20 protein-coding genes are annotated in these 19,742 nt (G+C 70.0%); 9 read left to right on the top strand and 11 right to left on the bottom strand.

The features are described 5' to 3' along the window. Window positions 1-85 precede the first annotated feature (85 nt). A complete protein-coding gene (locus HH310_RS10660; protein ID WP_169175284.1) occupies window positions 86-919 on the top strand; it encodes a helix-turn-helix domain-containing protein in 834 nt (277 codons plus the stop codon). On the opposite strand, the gene HH310_RS10665 is transcribed toward HH310_RS10660, so the two are convergent. The 3 genes from HH310_RS10665 to HH310_RS10675 form a co-directional block, all read right to left on the bottom strand. After that, entirely contained in the window at window positions 912-1,640 is a 729-nt protein-coding gene (locus tag HH310_RS10665) for a class I SAM-dependent methyltransferase (RefSeq protein ID WP_169175285.1), read from the bottom strand. The two genes, HH310_RS10660 and HH310_RS10665, sit on opposite strands and share 8 nt — an antisense overlap. A 71-nt stretch (window positions 1,641-1,711) precedes the next feature. After that, window positions 1,712-2,449, bottom strand: coding sequence for an SDR family oxidoreductase (locus HH310_RS10670; RefSeq protein WP_169175286.1), 738 nt, complete (start codon window positions 2,447-2,449; stop codon window positions 1,712-1,714). Then, window positions 2,450-2,845: a cupin domain-containing protein gene (locus HH310_RS10675; protein WP_169175287.1), complete on the bottom strand. Its 396-nt coding sequence runs from the start codon at window positions 2,843-2,845 to the stop codon at window positions 2,450-2,452. It lies immediately after the preceding gene. A 2,151-nt stretch (window positions 2,846-4,996) separates the two neighbouring features. Between HH310_RS10675 and HH310_RS10680 the strand changes: the two genes are divergently transcribed. After that, window positions 4,997-6,340: a peroxidase family protein gene (locus HH310_RS10680; protein ID WP_312033954.1), complete on the top strand. Its 1,344-nt coding sequence runs from the start codon at window positions 4,997-4,999 to the stop codon at window positions 6,338-6,340. A gap of 98 nt (window positions 6,341-6,438) precedes the next feature. Here HH310_RS10680 and HH310_RS10685 read toward each other — a convergent pair whose 3' ends face one another. From HH310_RS10685 to HH310_RS10700, 4 genes are all read right to left on the bottom strand, one after another. Then, complete coding sequence (locus tag HH310_RS10685) at window positions 6,439-7,254, bottom strand: LLM class flavin-dependent oxidoreductase (protein WP_169175288.1); 816 nt, start codon at window positions 7,252-7,254, stop codon at window positions 6,439-6,441. A 66-nt stretch (window positions 7,255-7,320) separates the two neighbouring features. Further along, complete coding sequence (locus HH310_RS10690) at window positions 7,321-8,019, bottom strand: alpha/beta fold hydrolase (protein WP_169175289.1); 699 nt, start codon at window positions 8,017-8,019, stop codon at window positions 7,321-7,323. Between the two features lie 29 nt (window positions 8,020-8,048). Next, complete coding sequence (locus tag HH310_RS10695) at window positions 8,049-8,654, bottom strand: vancomycin high temperature exclusion protein (RefSeq protein ID WP_169175290.1); 606 nt, start codon at window positions 8,652-8,654, stop codon at window positions 8,049-8,051. Further along, window positions 8,651-9,574 carry an FAD-dependent oxidoreductase gene (locus HH310_RS10700; RefSeq protein ID WP_211191984.1) on the bottom strand — a complete coding sequence of 308 codons (924 nt, stop codon included), beginning with the start codon at window positions 9,572-9,574 and terminating at the stop codon, window positions 8,651-8,653. Before HH310_RS10700 ends, HH310_RS10695 begins: the two co-directional genes overlap by 4 nt. A 33-nt stretch (window positions 9,575-9,607) precedes the next feature. Here HH310_RS10700 and HH310_RS10705 point away from each other — a divergent pair, with 33 nt between their 5' ends. Beyond that, the gene (locus HH310_RS10705) at window positions 9,608-10,426 is read left to right on the top strand and encodes a helix-turn-helix domain-containing protein (protein WP_211191985.1); all 819 of its coding nucleotides are present in this window, start codon (window positions 9,608-9,610) and stop codon (window positions 10,424-10,426) included. Here HH310_RS10705 and HH310_RS10710 read toward each other — a convergent pair. Continuing rightward, a complete protein-coding gene (locus tag HH310_RS10710) occupies window positions 10,401-10,823 on the bottom strand; it encodes a nuclear transport factor 2 family protein (RefSeq protein ID WP_169175291.1) in 423 nt (140 codons plus the stop codon). The genes HH310_RS10705 and HH310_RS10710 overlap by 26 nt on opposite strands. 60 nt (window positions 10,824-10,883) lie before the next feature. On the opposite strand from HH310_RS10710, the gene HH310_RS10715 reads away from it, so the two are divergent. Continuing rightward, complete coding sequence (locus HH310_RS10715) at window positions 10,884-11,450, top strand: phosphoesterase PA-phosphatase (RefSeq protein ID WP_396027505.1); 567 nt, start codon at window positions 10,884-10,886, stop codon at window positions 11,448-11,450. Window positions 11,451-11,474: 24 nt separating this feature from the next. Here the strand turns inward: HH310_RS10715 and HH310_RS10720 are convergent, their stop codons facing one another. Both HH310_RS10720 and HH310_RS10725 read right to left on the bottom strand, forming a co-directional pair. Next, entirely contained in the window at window positions 11,475-12,482 is a 1,008-nt protein-coding gene (locus HH310_RS10720; RefSeq protein ID WP_211191986.1) for a 1-aminocyclopropane-1-carboxylate deaminase, read from the bottom strand. Then, a complete protein-coding gene (locus HH310_RS10725; protein WP_169175294.1) occupies window positions 12,482-13,099 on the bottom strand; it encodes a GntR family transcriptional regulator in 618 nt (205 codons plus the stop codon). The genes HH310_RS10720 and HH310_RS10725 overlap by 1 nt, the downstream gene beginning before the upstream one ends. 626 nt (window positions 13,100-13,725) lie before the next feature. Between HH310_RS10725 and HH310_RS10730 the strand changes: the two genes are divergently transcribed. The 5 genes from HH310_RS10730 to HH310_RS10750 all read left to right on the top strand — a co-directional run bounded on the left by HH310_RS10730 (window position 13,726) and on the right by HH310_RS10750 (window position 18,889). After that, a complete protein-coding gene (locus tag HH310_RS10730; RefSeq protein ID WP_169175295.1) occupies window positions 13,726-14,814 on the top strand; it encodes an SDR family oxidoreductase in 1,089 nt (362 codons plus the stop codon). Between the two features lies 1 nt (window position 14,815). Further along, window positions 14,816-15,613: an SDR family oxidoreductase gene (locus HH310_RS10735; RefSeq protein WP_211191987.1), complete on the top strand. Its 798-nt coding sequence runs from the start codon at window positions 14,816-14,818 to the stop codon at window positions 15,611-15,613. Further along, a complete protein-coding gene (locus HH310_RS10740) occupies window positions 15,610-16,386 on the top strand; it encodes a 1-acyl-sn-glycerol-3-phosphate acyltransferase (protein WP_169175296.1) in 777 nt (258 codons plus the stop codon). The genes HH310_RS10735 and HH310_RS10740 overlap by 4 nt, the downstream gene beginning before the upstream one ends. After that, window positions 16,376-18,079, top strand: coding sequence for an FAD-binding oxidoreductase (locus tag HH310_RS10745; protein ID WP_211191988.1), 1,704 nt, complete (start codon window positions 16,376-16,378; stop codon window positions 18,077-18,079). The genes HH310_RS10740 and HH310_RS10745 overlap by 11 nt, the downstream gene beginning before the upstream one ends. A 102-nt stretch (window positions 18,080-18,181) precedes the next feature. Then, window positions 18,182-18,889, top strand: coding sequence for a hypothetical protein (locus HH310_RS10750; protein ID WP_169175297.1), 708 nt, complete (start codon window positions 18,182-18,184; stop codon window positions 18,887-18,889). Here HH310_RS10750 and HH310_RS10755 read toward each other — a convergent pair. Next, window positions 18,849-19,571 (bottom strand): hypothetical protein, encoded by a 723-nt coding sequence (locus HH310_RS10755; protein WP_169175298.1) that lies wholly within the window; start codon window positions 19,569-19,571, stop codon window positions 18,849-18,851. The two genes, HH310_RS10750 and HH310_RS10755, sit on opposite strands and share 41 nt — an antisense overlap. Between the last annotated feature and the right edge of the window lie 171 nt (window positions 19,572-19,742).

Raw genomic sequence — 19,742 nt, forward strand, 5'->3', positions numbered from 1 at the left:
GACCTAACAAGGCCCGAACGTACCTAGGCAGGAGAGAGCTACTCTTGTCGCAGAGCAACGGAAAGAACAGGAAGCGGATCAACCAATGAAAGAGCTCACGCTGGGCGATTTCCTCCGTACGCGACGCGCATCGCTGACTCCGGGGAATGCGGATGTGCCGCCGATCGCGACGCGGCGCGTCCCCGGGCTCCGGCGTGAGGAGGTGGCCCGCCGAGTCGGCGTGAGTGTCGATTATTACGTCAAACTCGAGCAGGGCAAACGGCGGATCACCCCGAGCGGGAACGTGTTGCACGCGCTCGCCGACGTGCTGCAGCTCGACGATCCGGCACGCGAGCACATGTTCGATCTGGCCCGCCTCGACAATCGCCGGAAAATCGTGCACCCGGCCGCGGCGCAATCGGTCCGCCCGGGCACCTTCCAGCTTATGGAGTCCTTTTCCGGCCTGCCCGCGATCCTGGTCGGCCGGCGCACCGACGTGCTGGCGGCGAACGCCTTGGCCCGCCGGCTGATCCACGATTTCCCGGCCCTTCCGGCACGCGAACGCAACGCGGTCCGCTGGGTGCTGCTCGACGAAAGCGCGCGCGACATCCATCAGGATTGGTACGCGGCGGCGGCCGGCCTGATCGGCATGCTGCGCATGGACCTGGGCCGCTATCCGGACGACCCGAAAACCATCGCGCTGATCGACGAGTTGAGCGCGGAAAGCGCCGAGTTCCGCGAGATCTGGGCGGGCGGCCGGGTGACCCGCGCCTACACGGTCGAGTCCAAGGTGATCCTGCATCCGGAGGTCGGCGCGGTCCGCCTGCACGTCGAGGCGGTCCGGATCACCGAGGACCCGGACCAGACGCTGCACGTGATGATTCCCGGCCCCGACGCGGCGTCGCAGGCGGCGATGACCGCGCTGCGCGGCCTCAGCTGACCGCGGTCGCGAGCACCCGCCGTACCAGCGGCATGTTCGGCAGCGACCGCACCGCCTCGTCGTGGAACGATTTGAGCGCACGATCGTCGCCGGGGTCGAGCGCGGCGGCTTCCTGATTGAGTCCTAACTCGACGGTTTCCCAGTCCGTGCGCTCCTGCACTTCGACATCGGTGAATCCCGCGGCGCCCAGCCCCTCGGCCAGGTCCAGGTGCTGCAGTCGTTTCGGGACCCGCTCGTCGCCGCGCAGCCGCGCTTCCCAGCAGGTGAGAACGACGCGCCCGCCCGGCCGGACCACGCGCCGCAGCTCGGCGAAGCCCGCGCTCTGCGGGTCACCGAACTGGATGGCGTCGATGCACACGGCCGCGTCGAACGCGTCGTCGCCGAACCCGGTCGCGGTGATGTCACCCAGCCGGAAGTCGGCCTCCGGGTGGGCGCGGCGGGCCGCGTTCAACGCCTCCGCCGAGAAGTCAACACCGGAAAGGCTTGCTCCCGTACGGCGTGCGATCTCCCCGCCGTACGTGCCGCGACCGCAGGCGAGGTCGAGCAGCCGGCCACCCGGTTCGAGGCGGAGCATCGTCGCGACCTCGGCCAGGCCCGTCCACGGAAGCGTGTTGTTGGGCACGACCTCACTCGGGAGACCGAGGTGGCGCTGCATGAGGCGGTCCTTCGCCGACGAGGCGCTCTGGTCCGCGTACCAACCGTCGAAATAGCTAGCCGTCATTACGTGATCATGTCACGCGGCCCGCCCGGCCGGTGACCGCGCTCGATGCCCGCGGCCACCGGCACCGGGGGTCAGTGCGACTTCAGCCATTCCCGGTACGAGGTCGGGGCGATGTCCGCGCCGGCCTTCGCGATGAGCACGTCGCCGGGTGCCGCGGCCAGCATGCCCGCGGTCGTGTCGATGACGACCGTGCGCTTGTCGCCGCGAGCCTCCAGCGTGACCCGCCCCAGCTCGTCCAGGGTGAAGACGTCCGGCCCGGCGATGTTGCGGGTCCCCTGCAGCGGCGCGCCGACGGCCACCTCGGCCACCACCTTGGCGACGTCGGCCGCGGCGATCGGCTGGATCGGAGCGGCGGGCAGGCGGACGCTGGTCTCGTCCGACGTCCACGACATCATCGCGTCGATGAACTCGAAGAACTGCGTGGCCCGCACGATCGAGTACGGCACCGGCCCCGCCTTGAGAATGTCCTCCTGCAGCACCTTCGCCCGGAAGTACGCGAGGTCGGGCACCTTTTCGACGCCGACGATCGACAGGATGACCGCGTGCCGCACCCCGGCGTCTTTCGCGGCGGCCAGCAGATTGGCCATAGTGGTCTGGAAGAACGCGAGCGACGCGTCGTCGAACGTCGGCGAATTCGTCAGGTTGACCACGACGTCGGCGCCTTTCAACGCCCCGTCCAGCCCTTTCCCGCTGACCAGGTCAACCCCGGTGGACGGCGAATACGGCAGCGCCTCGTGCCCCTGCTCGTTCAGGATCCGAACCACCTGCGAGCCGATGAGCCCGGTGCCCCCGATGACGGCGATCTTCATTTACTTGCCCTTCCTACGGTCTTTACGTTGCTCAAGCTCTTCGTCATCCACGAGCACCAGCATCGGCTGATCCGGATCGCAGACCATCGTCACGGTGAACCGCACCGGCACGTCCGCACGGTTGTTGCCGTCCCGGTAGTGAATGACGTCCCCGCCCGGCTCCCAGAAGGCTTCCCCCGCCTTCACCACGCGCGGCTCGTCCCCTTCCAGCTCAAACACCATCTCGCCATCCAGCACCAGCCCGAACGCCGGCCCACCCGGGTGCCGATGCGGCGGCGCCCCCGGATCCCCCGGCGGATACTCAATGACGACCGTCATCGCGTGCGCCCCGTGCGGAATGAACGGCGGCGTCACCTCTTGCAGCACGGTGAGCGCGCTCTTCCACGCATCCGACATGAGACTCTCCCTCCCTCTGTCACCCCGTAAGACCGAGCCCACCCACCCCCTGTGACAGCCCCCTCCCCCATTCCCCCACAACCCCCACCCCACCCCCCACAGCCCACAACCGCCACGCCCGTCGCACACAACCGCCGGCCCCGCAGCGCGCAACCTCCACCCCCGCTCGCACACAACCGCCGGCCCCGCAACGCACAACCCCCACCCCCGCTCGCACACAACCGCCGGCCCCGCAACGCACAACCCCCACCCCCGCAGCGCGCAACCTCCACCCCCGTCGCACACAACCGCCGGCCCCGCAACGCACAACCTCCACCCCCGCTCGCACACAACCGCCGGCCCCGCAACGCACAACCCCCACCCCCGCAGCGCACCCCCGGAGCGCGCGCAACCTCCACCCCGCAACGCACCCGCGCCACTCACCCCCGCTGCGGACAACCTCCACCCCTGCAGCGCGCGACTCGGACCGCAGCGGCGCAGGACTTTGACCGCAGCGGCGCAGGACCTTGACCGCAGCGGCGCAGGACCTTGACCGCAGCGGCGCAGGACTTCGCGCCACCCAAGCCGTCCCACGTCCTGCCCCGCCGTCAGCGTGTGAAACCGCGCCGCCTTACGTCCCAAGCATCGACATCCCACCTTGGAGCCGCCCGGTATGCCTTATAAGACACACATTGCCCAGGCTGGAGGCCGCCGACGAGGCCGCGCCTGCCCGCCTACTTGTGCCGCGATCTCACTATTCGGTCCGGACCATCCGCATAGTGGATGATCATCCACATGCGACAGTGGGTTCGTACTAATATGCCGCTTTTGCGAAGGCCATTCGGCGCCCAATTTCGAGACCTTGATGGAGAGTTACGCCCACATACGAGCCATAACTCTCCAAGGTCTCGAGAATCGCGCGAAATCGCTTGAGCCGAACCAATTTCGACCCGGCCAAAGGCAACGAAAGGTACAAAGCGCACCCACCCCGCAGCGCAACGGCCGCAGACCACGCAACCAAACGCTCCGCCCGCATGGCCGCCAAGCGCACCCACCCCCACAGCGCAACAGCCGCAGACCACGCAACCAAACGCCCCGCCCCGCATGGCCGCCAAGCGCACCCACCCCCACAGCGCAACAGCCGCAGACCACGCAACCAAACGCCCCGCCCCGCATGGCCGCCAAGCGCACCCACCCCGAAGGCGTGACAAGACCGACATGAGCGATATGCGGCCTGCGACCGTCGCCGTCGCCAGCGCCCGCCGGGTCGCTGCCGCCACGTGCTCAAGCGGCGCGGATCGATGCGCAGGCCGAGCGGCGCCGTGATCGGGCCGGTCGGCGGCGGAACGACGGCGCGGAGAACAAGACGCTGGACAACTAACGCGCACAAGACGAAAGCGCACAAAACGGCAACGCACAGGACGACACCCCGCAGGACGACGGCACGGAACGCCAACACGCGGGACGAGGGCACGGAACGCCAACTCGCAGGACGACGGCGCGCGGGCTCCGGCAACACGCCGGACGACAGCGCATGGGGACGACAGCGGGGGTGACGCTGCATGGAGTGACGGTGCCGCGGGTCACGGTGCATGGAGTGACGGTGCGCGGGTGACGGTGCGTGGGCGTGGCGGGCCTCGGGCAGGCAGGGCGTTGCGGACTGCGGCGTGGGCGCTGAAGCTGGGCTGGTGCGGCGGGTCGGCCAGGGGTGCAGCAGGTCAGCGGAAGCCGCAGGTCAGCGACGACAGCAGGTCAGCGACGACAGCAGGTCAGCGACGACAGCAGGTCAGCGACGACAGCGGGTCGGCCAAGGCAGCAGGTCAGCCACGGCAGCAGGTCAGCCACGGCAGCAGGTCAGCCAAGGCAGCAGGTCGGCCAAGGCGACAGGTCAGCCACGGCAGCAGGTCAGCCAAGGCGACAGATCAGCCACGGCACAAGGGCGGCCAAGGCGACAGATCAGCCACGGCGACAGATCAGCCACGGCGACAGATCAGCCACGGCGACAGATCAGCCAAGGCGAGAGATCAGCCACGGCACAAGGGCTGCCAAGGCGACGGGTCAGCCAAGGCAACGGGTCAGCGACGGCGTGGCGGCGGGGGTGGGCGTCTGTCACAGCGGGACCTGGTTGCTGGTCTTTGTGATGGCGGGGTGGAGGCGTACGGGAGGAATGTCGTGAAGACTGTGGAGACCGGCACCCAAGTGGCTGCTCGTGATCACTGCCTCAGCCTGGTGCGGGCGGTGGACCGGCCCGCCGAGGCTGCCCGGTATGGGCGGATGTTTCCGGATCTGGCGCCGCTCGGGACCGGGGCGGACGTGCTGGTGCGGGCCGGGGTCAGCGGCGGGATCTGTGACGCGGCGGTGGCGCCGGACGCCGGTGGGGACGATGCGGGAGAAGCTGCGGGGTGGCCGTTCTTCGGGCAGCTTGTCGCGCATGACATCACGGCGGACCGGTCGGCTCTGATGGGTGGGACCGATCCGCGGGTGCTGCGCAACGCCCGCCAGCCCAAGCTCAACCTGGAGATCATCTACTCGGACGGGCCGGTCGGGTCACCCTATCTGTTCGACGTGGGCGACCCGGCGAAGTTCCTGCTCGGGCCGGACGGCGGGGACGTGCCGCGCAACCAGCAAGGGGTGGCGCTGATCGGGGACCCGCGCAACGACGTGCACCTGTTCTCGCTGAGTCTGCACGTCGCGCTGCTGCGGGCCCACAACCGCATCGTCGAGATCCTGCGCGCGAACGGCGAAACGGACGTGTTCGACCGCGCGCGCGTCGCCCTCACCTGGCACTACCAGTGGATCGTGGTGCACGACTTCCTGCCGCGGCTGGTCGGCCGGGAACTGGTCAAAAAGGTGCTCACCGAGGGTGGCAGGTGGTTCGCGCCGGCGCCGGGGCACGCGTTCATCCCGCTCGAGTTCGCGGACGCCGCCTACCGCTACGGGCACGGGCAGATCCGGCACACCTATCGGCTGGTCGACGGCGGGCCGGCGGTGCCGTTGTTCCCCGATCTGGTCGGCTTCGGGCCGCTGCCCGCCGACCGGCGCCTGGATCTCAGCCAGATCTTCGACGTGCCGGGCCGGCCGCCGGCGCAGCGCGCGAAACGGCTCGACGGCACCCTCGCGGGGAGTCTGATCGGGCTGCCGCAGCAGGTGACCGGTCCCGCCGACGCGGCATACCGATCTTTGGCCGTACGCGACCTGTTGCGCGGCGAGTCAACAAAGTTACCCAGTGGCGAGGCCGTCGCGCGGCTGCTCGGGGTCGAGGCGATGACCGGCGCGCAGATGGGACACGAGTGGCCGCACGGCACGCCACTGTGGTTCTACATCCTCAAGGAGGCCGAGCACTTCACCGACGGCGACGCCTTGGGGCCGGTGGGCGGCCGGATCGTCGCCGAGGTCCTGATCGGACTGTTGCGCGCCGACCCGCAGAGCTACCTGAGCCTGGAACCCGGGTGGACTCCCGAGCTGGGCGGGCAGTTCGGCATGGCCGACCTGATAGCGCTGGCGACGGCGGGGTGACCGCGGCCCGGCCGGGTCGGAACGGGTTCCGGTGGGGCCGGCGTCGGGTTGCGGGGCCGCGGCGGCGGGGGCCGGAGCCGGAGCCGCCACATCAGCCGTCAGCGCAGCTGCTCGATGACCTCGGCGAACGCCCGCTGGTAGGGCTCCCGCACGCTGATGTAGCTGATGCCCAGCTCCTCGCGGTAGTGCCGCAACGTATCGGCGATCTCCCGCGGCGATCCAACCAGGACACCGGGCAGGTCCGCGAGCTCCTGCGCCGACCGCCCGGTCTGCGCCGGCAGGTCACCGAGGTCGATGTCGGCGACGCGGGCACCCATCCCCTGGACGAACAGGTTCAGCTCGACTTCGCGGCCGCGGGCCGCCTGCCGTACCAGCTTGACGCGATAGTCCAGCTCCTGCTCGCCGCCGTGCTCGCCGAGACCGGCCGTGATCGGGAAACTCACGATGTCGGCCGTGCGCGCGGCCAGTTCGAGCGCCCGCTTCCCGGCCCCCGCCACCATGACCGGCGGCTTGGGCTGGTCCGCCTCCGCGGCCAGCAGCTCGAGCGTCTCGGTGAGCAGTTGGTTCAGATTGCGAATCCGGGAGCCGGGCGACGACGACCCCGCCGAGGCCGCCATTCCGGCGCCGACGCCCATTTCGAAGCGCCCGTCGGTGAGGCGGTACAGGTCGGCGGCGTCGCGCGCCAGGTAGGCCGCGCTGTGCACACCCGCGTTCAGCACGTACGTGCCGACCCGCAGGTGGGTGGCCTCGGCCGCGGCGAGCAGTCCGAGGAACGGCCCGGCCATGCCGAGCTGGTCCGCGCTCTGGATGACGTGATAACCCTGGTCCTCGGCCTCGTGCGCGCGGGCGGCCCAGTCGGCCGCGGAGCGAGGCGTCAGAAGGCTGATACCGAAGCGAAAAGCAGGTGTGTTCATACCTCGTTGAACGAGCCCGCCGCCCCGCGGTTCAGGTGACGCGGAGCGACGGGCGGCACACTGAGCTCAGGCTCCGAGCGCGTCCCGGATCACCTCGGACACCGCGCCCGGCTGCGAGACGCTGAGCGCGTGCGAGCCCCCGCGCACCTCGCGCACGGTCTTGGCACCGGCCCGCTCGGCCATGAAACGGTGCAGCGCCACCGGAATGTTGAGGTCCTCGTCGCTGAAGACGAACCACGACGGAATCGACTTCCACGCCGGTACGCCCGTGGACAGTCCCGCGGCGAGCGCGGCCTCGGTGACCGGCCGCTGGGTGGCGGCCATGATGGCGGCCTGCGCGGCGGGCACGTCGGCGGCGAACTGGTGACGGAACACGTCGGACCGGATCGCGAACTCGTTGCCCCCGCTGCTCACCGGGTACGCGTTGAGCGCCTCGCCGAGCGTGCTCCCGGGGAACTTGGTGGACAGTGCGAAGGCCGACTCGCCCTGTTCCGGGGCGAACGCGCAGACGTAGACCAGCCCAGCCACGGCGTCGTTCCCGGCGGCCGCCTCGGTGATCACCATCCCGCCGTACGAGTGTCCGACCAGCAGCACCGGCCCGCCGATACCGGCGATCACGTCACGCACGTACGCGGCGTCGCCGTCCAGGCTGCGCAGCGGGTTGGCGACCGCCACCACATCGACATCACCGAGTTTTTCGATGACACCGTTCCAGCTGGCCGACTCGGCGAACGCCCCGTGCACCAGAACCACTGTCGGTTTCATGTGTTGCTCCTTCAATTCGTCGTTGCCTACTAGGACCGGGCAGCAACAACATCTGTGACACGGGCCGGGCGGTCGCGGACCACGTCCCACACCGCCTTGCCGCTGGCCAGATAGTCGCGGAACCACTTCGAGGCGAGCAGCCACGCCGAGCAGTCGCAGCGGGCGCGCACCCCTTCCGCGTCGATCCCCATGTGCCGGCACAGCGTCACGGCCCGGCTCAGGTGGTACGTCTGGGTGACGACCAGCGCGCGCGACACCCGGTACACGTCGCGCGCCCGCTTGCACGTGTCGTAGGTGTCCAGCCCGTACGGATCCGTCGTGATCCTGCCGCGGTCCACCCCGTGCGCCACCAGGTAGTCGGTCATCGCCGCGATCTCGTCGCCGCGCTCACCGCCGCGGTCGCCGGAGACCAGCACCGAAGCGGCCCGCCCGCTCGTCACCAGCGCCGCCGTGGTGTCCAGCCGCCCCTGTAATCGGTTGCCCGGCTCGGTCCCCAGCACGATCACCACGTCGGCCGGCGGCGCCGAGTCCGCGTCGTGCAGATGCCCCTGCGCCGCCAGAAAGGTCCACAGCCACGGCGCACTCACCAGCACCACGACCGCGAGCAAGGCCCATAAAATCCGTTTCCGGGTCATCCGTTGATCGTGCCGGACGATGCCAACCCGGCGATCTCGTCCGCGCAACCCCAGGACAGTGTCATCCCGGCGCCGCCGTGCCCGTACGCGTGAATGACCCGTCCGGCCGCCTCGACCCGCGGACCACCCCGACGGCCGGGCCGCAGACCAACCTTCGAACCCCTTACCCGTACGCCCGCAAGCCGTGGCTCCAGCGCGGCACAGCGCCGCAGGATCGCCGTCACCTCGGCCGGATCCGGTTCGAGCGACCACTGCCCCACCTCGTACGTGCCGCCCAGCACCACGTCGTGGCTACGCGGGTGCACGTACGTGAGCCCGGCCGGGTTGTCCTCGTCGCGCACCGACACGTCGAGCCCGGGATTGTCCGTGATGACGACGTGCCCGCGCGCCGCGAACACCGCCGGATCGCCGCACAACTCCCCCGCCGCCAGCCCGGTCGCGTTCACCACCAGCGGCGCCGCCGCCAGCGCCGGCGACAGCGAGGACACCCGCCGCCGCTCGATCCGCACCCCGTCGTCGATCAGCCCCTGGCGCAGCCACGGCAGATACGTCTCCATCTCCACCAGCGGCGCGGTGAAGTGAACCTCGCCGTCGGCCAGGCTCGCGTCGCCGGCGCCCGCGACCCACCACGGCACCACGTCCGGCGCCGTCCGCATCACCATCCGGGTCCGGCGCAGCATCACCCCCGGCACGCCGGCCGAAGCCTGACGAACGAATTCCCGGTACGCCTCGGCGGCCCACCTCAGCACCCGCGGATCCTCGTCGACGTGCGACGGGTACCAGACGGCGGCCGCCACCGACGAGACGGTGTCCCGTACGTCGTCGGCCGTCCAGATCGTCACGTTCGCGCCGCGCTGCCGCAGCCGGCTCGCGGCCGTGAGGCCGATGATGCCGCCGCCCACCACGAGAACGTCAGTCATGTCCCCGATCCTGCCCGAGCCATGATGGTGGTCATGGACTCGACCCTGGGTGGCTTCCTGCGCGCGCGACGCGCCGCGGTCGACCCGGACGCCGCCGGGGTGCACCGCGACGCCCGCCGGCGCCGGGTGCCCGGCCTGCGCCGCGAGGAGCTGGCCGAGCGGGCCAAGGTGAGCGTCGACTACATCGTGCGGATCGAGCAGGGCCGCAGCCGGCACGTCTCGCCGCCGGTGCTGAACGCGCTCGCCGACGCCCTGATGCTGACCGCCGACCAGCGCGCCTACCTGCACGCTCTGGCGGCGGCCCGGGAAACGGAGAGCGAGCCCGTGCCCGGCATCCCGCTCGGGGTGCGCAAACTCGTGTCGAGCTTGCGGAACGTCCCGGCCCTGGTCCTCAACCGCGGCATGGACGTGCTGCTCTGGAACGAGCTCGCCGCCGCCGTGGTCGCCGACTTCGACGCGATGGCGCCCCGGCAGCGCAACTTGGTGCGGATGGCGTTCCTGGACAGCGCGTACCGGGCCCAGTTCGGCGACGAATGGGCCGAGATGGCCCGCGAGGGCGTGGCGGTGCTGCGGATGGAGTCGGGCCGGCACCCGGGTGACGCCGAGCTGATCGCCCTGATCGCCGAGCTGCGGCGCACCGACGAGCAATTCCGGCGCTGGTGGGACGCGCAGGCGGTGAGCGGCGCGAAGGTGCGTCGCAAGACCTATCACCACCCGGCCGCGGGCCCTCTCCGAATGGAGACGCAGCTTTTCGCGGTGGAGGACCGGCCGGGGCTTTCCCTGGTCACCTATACCGCGCTGGACGAGGCGTCCGAGGAGGCGCTGGCTAAACTGTCGGCCGGAATTCGGTGATCCCGCGCGAGGCCAGGATCGCCGCCAATTCGTGCTGATCCCAGTAGAACGGACGCACTTCGGTGATCCTCCCGTTCTCGATCCGGAAGCATTCCACCAGCGGCATCGTCCACGGCCGGCCCGCGCCGTCGGTGCCGATCAGGTCGACCAGGCTCATCACCCGGTGCGGGCCGTCGGTCGCGATGTCGTGCACGGTGATCCCGGAAATGCCGAGCGCCTGCGAGAACTGACCGGCGGCCGCGGTCGCGGCGGCACCTTCCCACGTGCCCGCCATCGGATGGCCGGGCGATTGCACCAATGCGTAATCCGGGGCCATCAGCTCGCCCAGCCGGACGAAATCCCCGGTGGCCGCGAATTTGTAAAGATCGCTGATGAGTTGTCGATTGTCGGTGGACATGCCGGCAACGTTAATCACCATTCCGGCGGCGTGCCTGGTAACGCCATTACCATGTTGCGGGTGCGCAATCGGCTGGCCCGTCTCGTGACCGAAGTCTTCGCCCCCGCGGTACTGGTCGCGGCCCTGCTCTTACTCGTCGGCTGGCAGGCCGGCGGCTCCGGGTGGTGGGGCGTGCCGGCCGCCGTGTTCGCCGCCGGCATCCCGATGGCGTACGTGGTCCGCGGTGTCCGCCGTGGCCGCCTCGGCGACCACCACATCCCGGACCGCAAGCTGCGCCGGGGCCCGCTGCTGTTCGGCGCGGCCTCGTCGCTCGTCGGTACTGCTCTATTAGCGGTGCTGGGCGCGCCGCGCGAACTCGTGGCGCTGCTCGCCGCCGGGCTGACCGGCCTGTTCGTCTTCGCCGTGGTCACGCTGTTCTGGAAGATGTCGTTCCACACCGGGGTGGCGGCCGGGACGGTGGCCGTGCTGATCGCGGTCTACGGCCCGTGGGCCTGGCTCGCCGCCCCGCTGGTCCCGCTGATCGGCTGGTCCCGGCTGCGCCTGTCGGCCCACACCGCACCCCAGGTGATCGCCGGCGCGCTGGTCGGCGCCGCCGTCGCCGGCACGGTGTTCCCGGTACTCCGTTGACGGCGCTAAGAGACGTTGACGGCGCTAAGAGAACAGCGCCGCGTACGCGTTCAGCGCGGGCTGCCCACCGAGATGGGCGTACAGCACGGTGGCCGACCGCGGGATCTCCCCCGTGCTCACCATGTCGATGAGCCCGGCCATCGACTTCCCCTCGTACACCGGGTCGGTGATCATGCCCTCCTGGCGGGCGGCCAGCCGCATCGCGTCCAGCGTCGTCTCGTCCGGGATGCCGTAGACGCCGGCGTGATAGCGCTCGTCCAGGATGATCTCGTCGTCGGTCAGCTCGCGACCGGTCTCGATCAGCGCCGCCGTCGCGCGGGCGATGCGGTCGATCGCGGCCCGCGTCTCGGCGGGCTCGGCGGACGCGTCGATGCCGACGACCCGGCGCGGCGGGCCCCCGGCGGCGGCGAACCCGGCGACCATGCCGGCCTGCGTGCTGCCGGTCACCGAGCACACCACGACGGTGTCGAAGAAGACGCCGAGTTCGCGCTCCTGTCGCACGACCTCGGCGGCCCACCCGGCGAACCCGAGGCCACCGAGCTTATGGTCGGATGCGCCGGCCGGGATGGCGTACGGCTGGCCTCCGCTCTTCTCGACCTCGGCGATGGCGGCGTCCCAGCTCTCCTTGAAGCCGATGCCGAAGCCGGCCCGCACCAGCCGCACGTCCGCGCCGGCGAGCCGGCTCAGCAGGATATTGCCCACCTTGTCGTAGACGCTGTCCGGCCAGTCCACCCAGCTCTCCTGGATGAGCACGCACTTGAGGCCGACGGCGGCGGCCACCGCGGCGACCTGGCGGGTGTGGTTCGACTGGACGCCGCCGATCGACACCAGCGTGTCGGCGCCGGCCCGCAGCGCGTCCGCGACCAGGTATTCCAGCTTGCGGGTCTTGTTCCCGCCGTACGCGATCCCGGAGTTGCAGTCCTCCCGCTTGGCCCAGATCGCGGCGCCGCCGAGGTGCGCGGTCAGGCGGTCGAGCCGGTGCACGGGCGAGGGCCCGAACAGCAGCGGGTGACGCGGAAAGTCGGCGAGCATCACAAACGCCTCCAGATGGTGTGGTTGGCGGTGACCGCGCGGTCCCGGTCGTGCGCGGCGAGCGCGTCGATGAGCTCGTCGTGCAGCGCGACCGACCCGGACGCCCGGGCCGAGGTGAAGAGCAGGCGCTCGGACCGGCGTACCAGCGGGGTGTATCGCACCACTGTGCCGACGGCCGCCGCGTTGCCGTACGCCTCGAGCGGCACCGCGTGCAGCTCGTCGTCGGCGTCGAGCGCGGCGTCCGCGTCACCGACCGCGACCGCCGTGGCGAACCGCCGATTGGCCTGCCGCATCGTCTCCACCAGCTCGGCGGGGATGCTTGCGGCGATTTCCCGTACGGCGAGGTCGTGCATCGCCTCGAGCACGGCGACCGCGTCCGCGGCTTCCTTAGCGTCGACCAGCGTGACCCGCGTGTAGCTCTGCGGCTTGGTCTCGACGAGCCCTTCCCCGGCGAGCCGGAAGAGCGCCTCCCGGATCGGCGCCCGCGACAGTCCCAGCCTTGCGGCCAGCTCGTCGGGCTTAAGCGCGGTCCCGGGTGCCAGCGTGCCGTCGATGATCGCGCGCCGCAGCCGTCCGTAGGCCGCGTCGCGCAGCAGATGCCGTCCCACACTCTCCACGAACTGAAATGTTAGATGTCAGAGGGTCCCAGGGGAAGGGCCCGGGACAACCGCGTCCGCTCGTCTATTTAGGCGCATGGCCATCGTCGCCATTTCCCGGCGGTCCACCCATGGGATGACCGTCACGTCCTCCGCGCATGCCCTGTCACCTGGGATTCCACAGCGGACGGCGAGGCTCCCGGCGCCGCCCGCCCGGCCTCCGCTAAGTTGTACGCATGCCGCTTGATCTTGGACGCGACACCGCGAACCGGAGTCGCCGAAGGGCAGCCATCGACGGTGGTACACTCTTGCCCGCTCGCCGCACCGGACGGACGTGGCTCGCCATGTCCGTTTTCAACATCACGTAGAGTGACGACGAAGTTACGCTATTAGCGGCCATTGAAGGATCGGGATTTTCCACCGGGAAGGACGCCACGTCAAGCAACAAATAGACGGCGATGTGCAGCGCCAAGCACTTTTTGTGTTGTGGATCATGCTTCACAACTGAAGACTTGGCCTAACATCCTTGTGTTCCGGATGAGTGCTCTCCGAATCCCGGGTGCCCAAATCCATACCCAGTTGGGCGTGGAGAAAAAGCCGATCGGCCCTTCGATACGTCTGTTGTTCCGAATGGAGGGTTTCGTCATATGCGGCCGAAAACGGTGGTGGTTACCGGAGCGACAGGCTTCGTGGGTGGAGCGATCGCACTGGAACTGCTCGCTGTGACCGATGTCACGGTGTATGGCCTGACGCGGGCCGAGAACCAGGCCGCAGCGACCCGTCGGCTGAACGACTACCTCACCAAGGCCGCCGTGCTCTACGGCCGGCCGGAGCTGCTGCCCGCGATCGACGAGCGGGTCCAGGCGATCCACGGTGATCTCGAAGACCCCGAGCTGCCCGGCAGGTTGCCGGAGTCGGCGCACGACCTCATGATTCACTCGGCGGCGAGCCTCAAGTTCTCCGAGCGTGACGCCCCCGAACTGCAGCGCGTGAACGTCGAGGGCACCCGCGCGCTGGTCCGCTTCGCCGAGCAGGTGGGCATCAACCGCCTGGTCCACGTGAGCACCGCGTACGTCGCGGGCCGCCGCACCGGCGTCATCCGTGAGGACGACCCGGCCCCCGGCGACTACTACAACGAGTACGAACGCACCAAGGCCGACGCCGAGGCGCTCGTGCGCGAGGCCGCGATCGACACCCGGATCGTGCGGCCCTCGGTCGTGATCGGGCACCGGGAGACCGCCGCGACCGCCAGCTCCACCGGTTATTACGCGATGCTACGAGCCAGCTCCCGTCTGCACCGTTTCATGCGGACCGCTGGCATTCCCGGCGCCATCCGGGTGCTGGCCGACTCGCAGCAGGAGCTCAACCTCATCCCGGTCGACATGGTCGCGGCCGCCGCCGTGCGCATCGCGCTGTCCGACAGCGACCAGCGGGTCTTCCACGTCACGAACGACCAGGCGCCGCGGCTGTTCGACGTGTTCGAGGCCGGGTTCCGGCTGCTCGACCTGCCGATGCCGGTGTTCACCGACGACCCCGACTCGCTGAGCCCGCTCGACCGGCGGCTGAGCAGCAAGTTCTACGACTCGTACATCAACTCCTCGAAGATCTTCGACACCACCAACACGGTGGACATCTGCGGTCCCGAGGCGATGACCTACCCCATGGACACGGAGGTGCTGGACCGGTACTCGGCCTGGTACCTGGACAACGTGCTCGCGGCTCCGGCAGGACGCTGACGTGTCCCGCCCACTCCCGGGCAAGGTCGCACTGGTGACCGGGGCATCCTCGGGACTCGGCGCGGAGTTCGCCCGGCAGCTCGGCGCGCGCGGTTTCGACCTGATCCTGGTCGCGCGCAGGGTGGAGCGTCTCGAGGAACTGGCCGGCGAGCTGAAGGGTCTGGGCCGCGAGGTCGAGGTGTTGCCGGCCGATCTCGCGGACCGCGACGACGTCGACCGGGTCGCGGCCCGGCTGGCCGACGACGCGCGGCCGGTCGACGTGCTGGTCAACAACGCCGGCTACGCGTGGCGGACGCCGGTCACCACGCCGGACCCGGGCCACGACCGGTTGTACGACGTCACCCAGCGCGCACCGATGGTGCTCGCGGCCGCGGCCGCCGCGGGCATGAGTGCACGCCGGCGCGGCACGATCATCAACGTGTCCAGCCTGACCGGGCTGCTCACGTCGGGTGTGTACGCCGCCTCCCGGTCCTGGATGATCACGTACTCGCAGGCGCTCGCCCTGGAGATGAAGGACACCGGTGTCGGCGTCACCCTGCTGCTGCCCGGCTGGATCCGAACCGAGTTCCACGACAAGGCCGGCGGGCGCCGGGGAATTCCCGGACCGCTGTGGGTTGATGTGGAGCCGGTCGTTCGTATATGTCTACGAGATGCCGCGGCGCACCGGGTCGTCTCGGTACCCACCACGAGGTACCGGGTCATCGGGAGCTTTCTGCGGCACGCGCCACGCGGTATCGTGCGCGCCATCTCGGCCGAGATCATGGGCCGCAGACGCGCCGAGGCGATAGGAAGACGATGAGTCAGCCCGAGGCCGGGGTTCCGGCCAGATTCACGGCCAAGTCCCACGCGGCCGTGCGATACGTCGCGCAGCGGGGGCTGCTCAAGCCGGCGGTGTGGACGTTCACGAAGGTCACGGTGCTGGGACGGCACCGCCTCGGCGAGCTCAACGCGCCGTTCATCGTGGTCGCGAACCACCTGAGCCACCTCGACGCGCCGCTGATCATGAGCGCGCTGCCGGCCCGGATGGCCCGCCGCCTCGCGGCGGCCGCCGCGTCCGACTACTTCTTCGACGTCCCCTGGCGGCGGGGACTGACGTCACTGTTCTTCAACGCCTTCCCGGTACGCCGCGACAGCTCCGACCCGCGCCGCGCGGAACCGGAGGAGCGTGAGCAGCGGCCCGAGCGCGACGCGGGATACTCGGCGCGCACGCTGCTGGAGATGGGCGTGCCGATCCTGGTCTTCCCCGAGGGCGGCCGGCAGAAGACCGGCCGGACCGGGCAGTTCAAGACCGGTGCGGCCCGGCTCGCGCTGGAGCTCGGCGTGCCGTGCGTCCCGGCCGCGATCGTCGGCACCTACGACGCGCAGCCCCCCGGCACCTCGTGGTGGCCGAAGGTCGGGCGCCCGCCGATCGGCGTGTCCTTCGGCGCACCGCTGCGGCCGACCGCCGACGACAATGCCGAGACCTTCAGTGAACGTCTGCGCGCGGAGATCGTTGAGTTGATGAACACCAGCACGCCGGCGATCATGGGCCGGCGTGCGGACGCCGATGGGAGACTTCCCCTTGAGCCCTGACAACGCGGCTCCCTTCAACCGCACGGACGTCCCCCACATGAAGTGGTGGGGGTGGGGCGTCGACGGGGTGAGCTTCAGCTACGCGAACATGCCGGCGTTCGCGCCCTTCATCAAGAAGGTGGTGGGCCTCGACCTGGAGACGCGCGTCGCCGGGCAGGCCCCGTCCTTCGACGATCTCGAGGTGCCGCCGTCGCGCATCGACGACGATCTGGTCAAGGCGCTGACCGAGGTCGCCGGCGCCGACAACGTCCTCACCACCGCGCACGAGCGGGTGCTGCACACGTTCGGCAAGAGCGTCCGTGACCTGATGCGGATGCGGGCCGGCGACTTCGGCCGAGTCCCGGACGTGGTGGTCTATCCGGGATCGGAGGCCGAGGTCGCCGCGGTGGTCACGATGGCCGCTCAGCGCGACTTCGTGGTCATCCCGTTCGGCGGTGGCTCCAACATCTCCGGCAGCCTGGAACCGCAGGCGGCCGAGGAGCGGGTCGTGGTCTCGCTCGACATGGGCCGGCTCCACCGGCTGCTGGACATCGACACCGATTCCGGGCTCGCCCGGGTCGAGGCCGGCGTGCGCGGCCCCGACCTGGAGGCACAGCTCGCCGAGACCGGGTGGACGCTGGGCCACTTCCCGGACAGCTTCACGCACTCCACGCTCGGTGGCTGGGTTGCCACCCGGTCGTCCGGGATGCAGTCCGACAAGTACGGCGACATCGCCGACATCACCAAGGGTCTGCGGGTGGCCCGGCCGGACGGCATCCTGGCGCTGCGGCCGCTGCCGAGCACCTCGACCGGGCCGAGCCTGCGCGAGATGATCCTGGGCAGCGAGGGCCGCCTCGGCGTGATCACCGAGGTCACCATCCAGGTGCACCGCAAGCCGGAGGCCCGCGAGGTCCGCGCCTACCTGTTCAAGACCTGGGAGCACGGGGTGGCCGCGATGCGGGCCATCACCCAGAACGGGCTGCCGGTGACGCTGACCCGCGTCTCGGACGCCGTGGAGACGTCGTTCTCGTTCGCCACCAGCAAGGGCAGCAGCGGTGTCGAGGCCATGGTCAAGAACGGCCTCATGAAGTACCTGAAGGCCAAGGGCTGGGACCTCGAGAACATCGCGCTGTCGTTCGTGGGCTACGAGGGCAGCAGCCGGCAGATCGGTGCGATCCGCAAGGCCGTCGGCCGGATCGTCAAGGCGAACGAGGGCATCAGCATCGGCACCGGGCCCGGCGCGCTCTACGACCAGAAGAAGTTCGACACGCCCTACATCCGCGACTTCCTGCTGGACCGCGGCAGCGCGGCGGACGTCTCGGAGACCGCGGCGCCCTGGTCCAAGCTGGTCACCATGCACGACGAAGTGGTCAAGGCGGCGCACGCGGCGCTGCGGCAGGCGGGCGTGCAGGGCGCGATCATGTCGCATCTCTCCCACTCGTACCGCTCGGGCGCGTGCCTCTACTTCACGTTCGCCTTCGTCGAGGACGGCAACCCCACGATCGAGAAGTACGACGTGGTCAAGCGCGCCATCCAGCAGACGTTCATCGAGGTGGGCGGCACGCCGTCGCACCACCACGCGATCGGGGTCGAGCACGCGCCGTGGCTCGAGGACGTCCTGTCCCCCAGCGGCTACGGCGTGGTCGCCGGGCTGCTGGAGTCCGCCGACCCGGGCCGCCACCTCAACCCCGGCAAGATCGTCACGACCAAGTAGTTCGATTGCCGGTGGGGCCCCCGCTGCGCCCCACCGGCGATCTCCATTAGCATGGGCCCGTTTCTTTCCGCTTTCTGTCCGCTCGGGCTGGAGTGAGGGCACATGCGATGGTTTCGGTCGGGCAAGCGGCAGGTGCAGCAGGACCCCGCGCAACAGGTGGCGCTGCTGCAGGATGTGCGGCAGCGGTTCGGTCCGCAGGTGCAGGCCTCGTTCCAGGACCAGGCCGACGCGGTGACGGCCGCGCTGGCCGGTGACGACGGTCTGCTGGTGGCGTGCCGGATCGTGGCCGAGTTCGCGGACGCGGCGTACGCGGACCTGCAGGCCCAGAACAACGACCTGGGCCGCCGTACGGGGTACGCGTTCGAGCTGGACCGGCGCAACTACCGTCCGGTGTGGCGGGAGGCCGGCGCCGACCTGCGCTGGTCGATGTTCACCTTGCCGGTCCGCCTCCATCCGTACATTCAGGTCAGCGCCGCCGTCGCGGTGATCGGCGGCGACGCCAAGCGGCTGGTGCGGGCGACCGATCCTTATCCCGTACTGGCGCAGCTCCTGGAGATCCTCGATCTGACGATCGCGGGGTGGGAGTTCGCCCGGATCCGGGTCGACACCGACGCGGCGACGCTGGCCCACCGCCTGATCGACGCGGCCCGCGACCTGCGCGACGCGATGTCCGACGAGCCGCCGCTGCCGGCACCGGTGCGCGAGATGATGCGCAGCAACCGCACGGTCGAGGTGTACGCCACCGACGCGCACCAGGTCGTGACGATGTTCAATCCCGGTAAGCGGATGCGGGAGCAGTTCCTCGCGTAGTCAGGGCCATCTCGGTCTTGGTGCGCTGGCTGCTGGCCGGCGTGATGTCGCGGGCCCGCAGTTCGGCCGATAATCGCCGCGCCACCAAGCGCGCGTCGCGCACCCGGCAGCGGGCGGACACCTCCAGCAACGTCGTGCCGTCCGGGTACGTCCAGTGTTCGACGGTCAGCGGGCGGTCCAGGCGGGGTATCGCGAGCTTGTGCCGGCGTACCTCGATCGGTCCGAAGGTCTGCAGATCACGTTCACGCACCGGGGCGTACAGGGCAAGCAGCCGGCGCTGGCGGCCGGACAGCAACCCGGTCAGGGGTTGACCCGCCTCGACCGCGCGTGCCACCTCGTGCCGGCCCAGCCGGATCTTCAGCGCGCCCGAGCAGACGTTGCGGCCGGGCAGCGCGTCGATCTCGACCGCGAACCCGTCGCTGTGCCGCAGCCAGCGCGGCACCGATCGCGGCACCATCGGACGCAGCTTGACCACGGCGTCGTCGGCCCGCCGATCCACGCTGCGCACCCGGACGATGACTCCCTGCAGGCCGAGCGTGCGACGGCTCGTGTCCAGGAAGTACACCTTCCGGACCTGGCCGGCGTTCGGGTCGATACCCAGCGACCGACCGGCGTCCTCCGGCACTATCACCTTGAGTTCGACGCGCTCCGCCAGCCCATCGACCGGGCCCCACTCCCACATCGGTAACAACACCTCCGGCCAGTGAGGCTACCCACAGGTGCCGTCAACGAACCGTCAAGGTTCCCGTATCAGTGTCGTTAATCAGTCTTGGCAGGTCAGGGGTGTGCACGCTGTGCTTAGGAAGCGCCGCGCAGTCGGCGGGAAAGGCCGGTCGTGCGGTCCACCCCTCGG

It is taken from the genome of Actinoplanes sp. TBRC 11911 (genome assembly GCF_012933445.1).
Classification (GTDB): Bacteria; Actinomycetota; Actinomycetes; order Mycobacteriales; family Micromonosporaceae; genus Actinoplanes.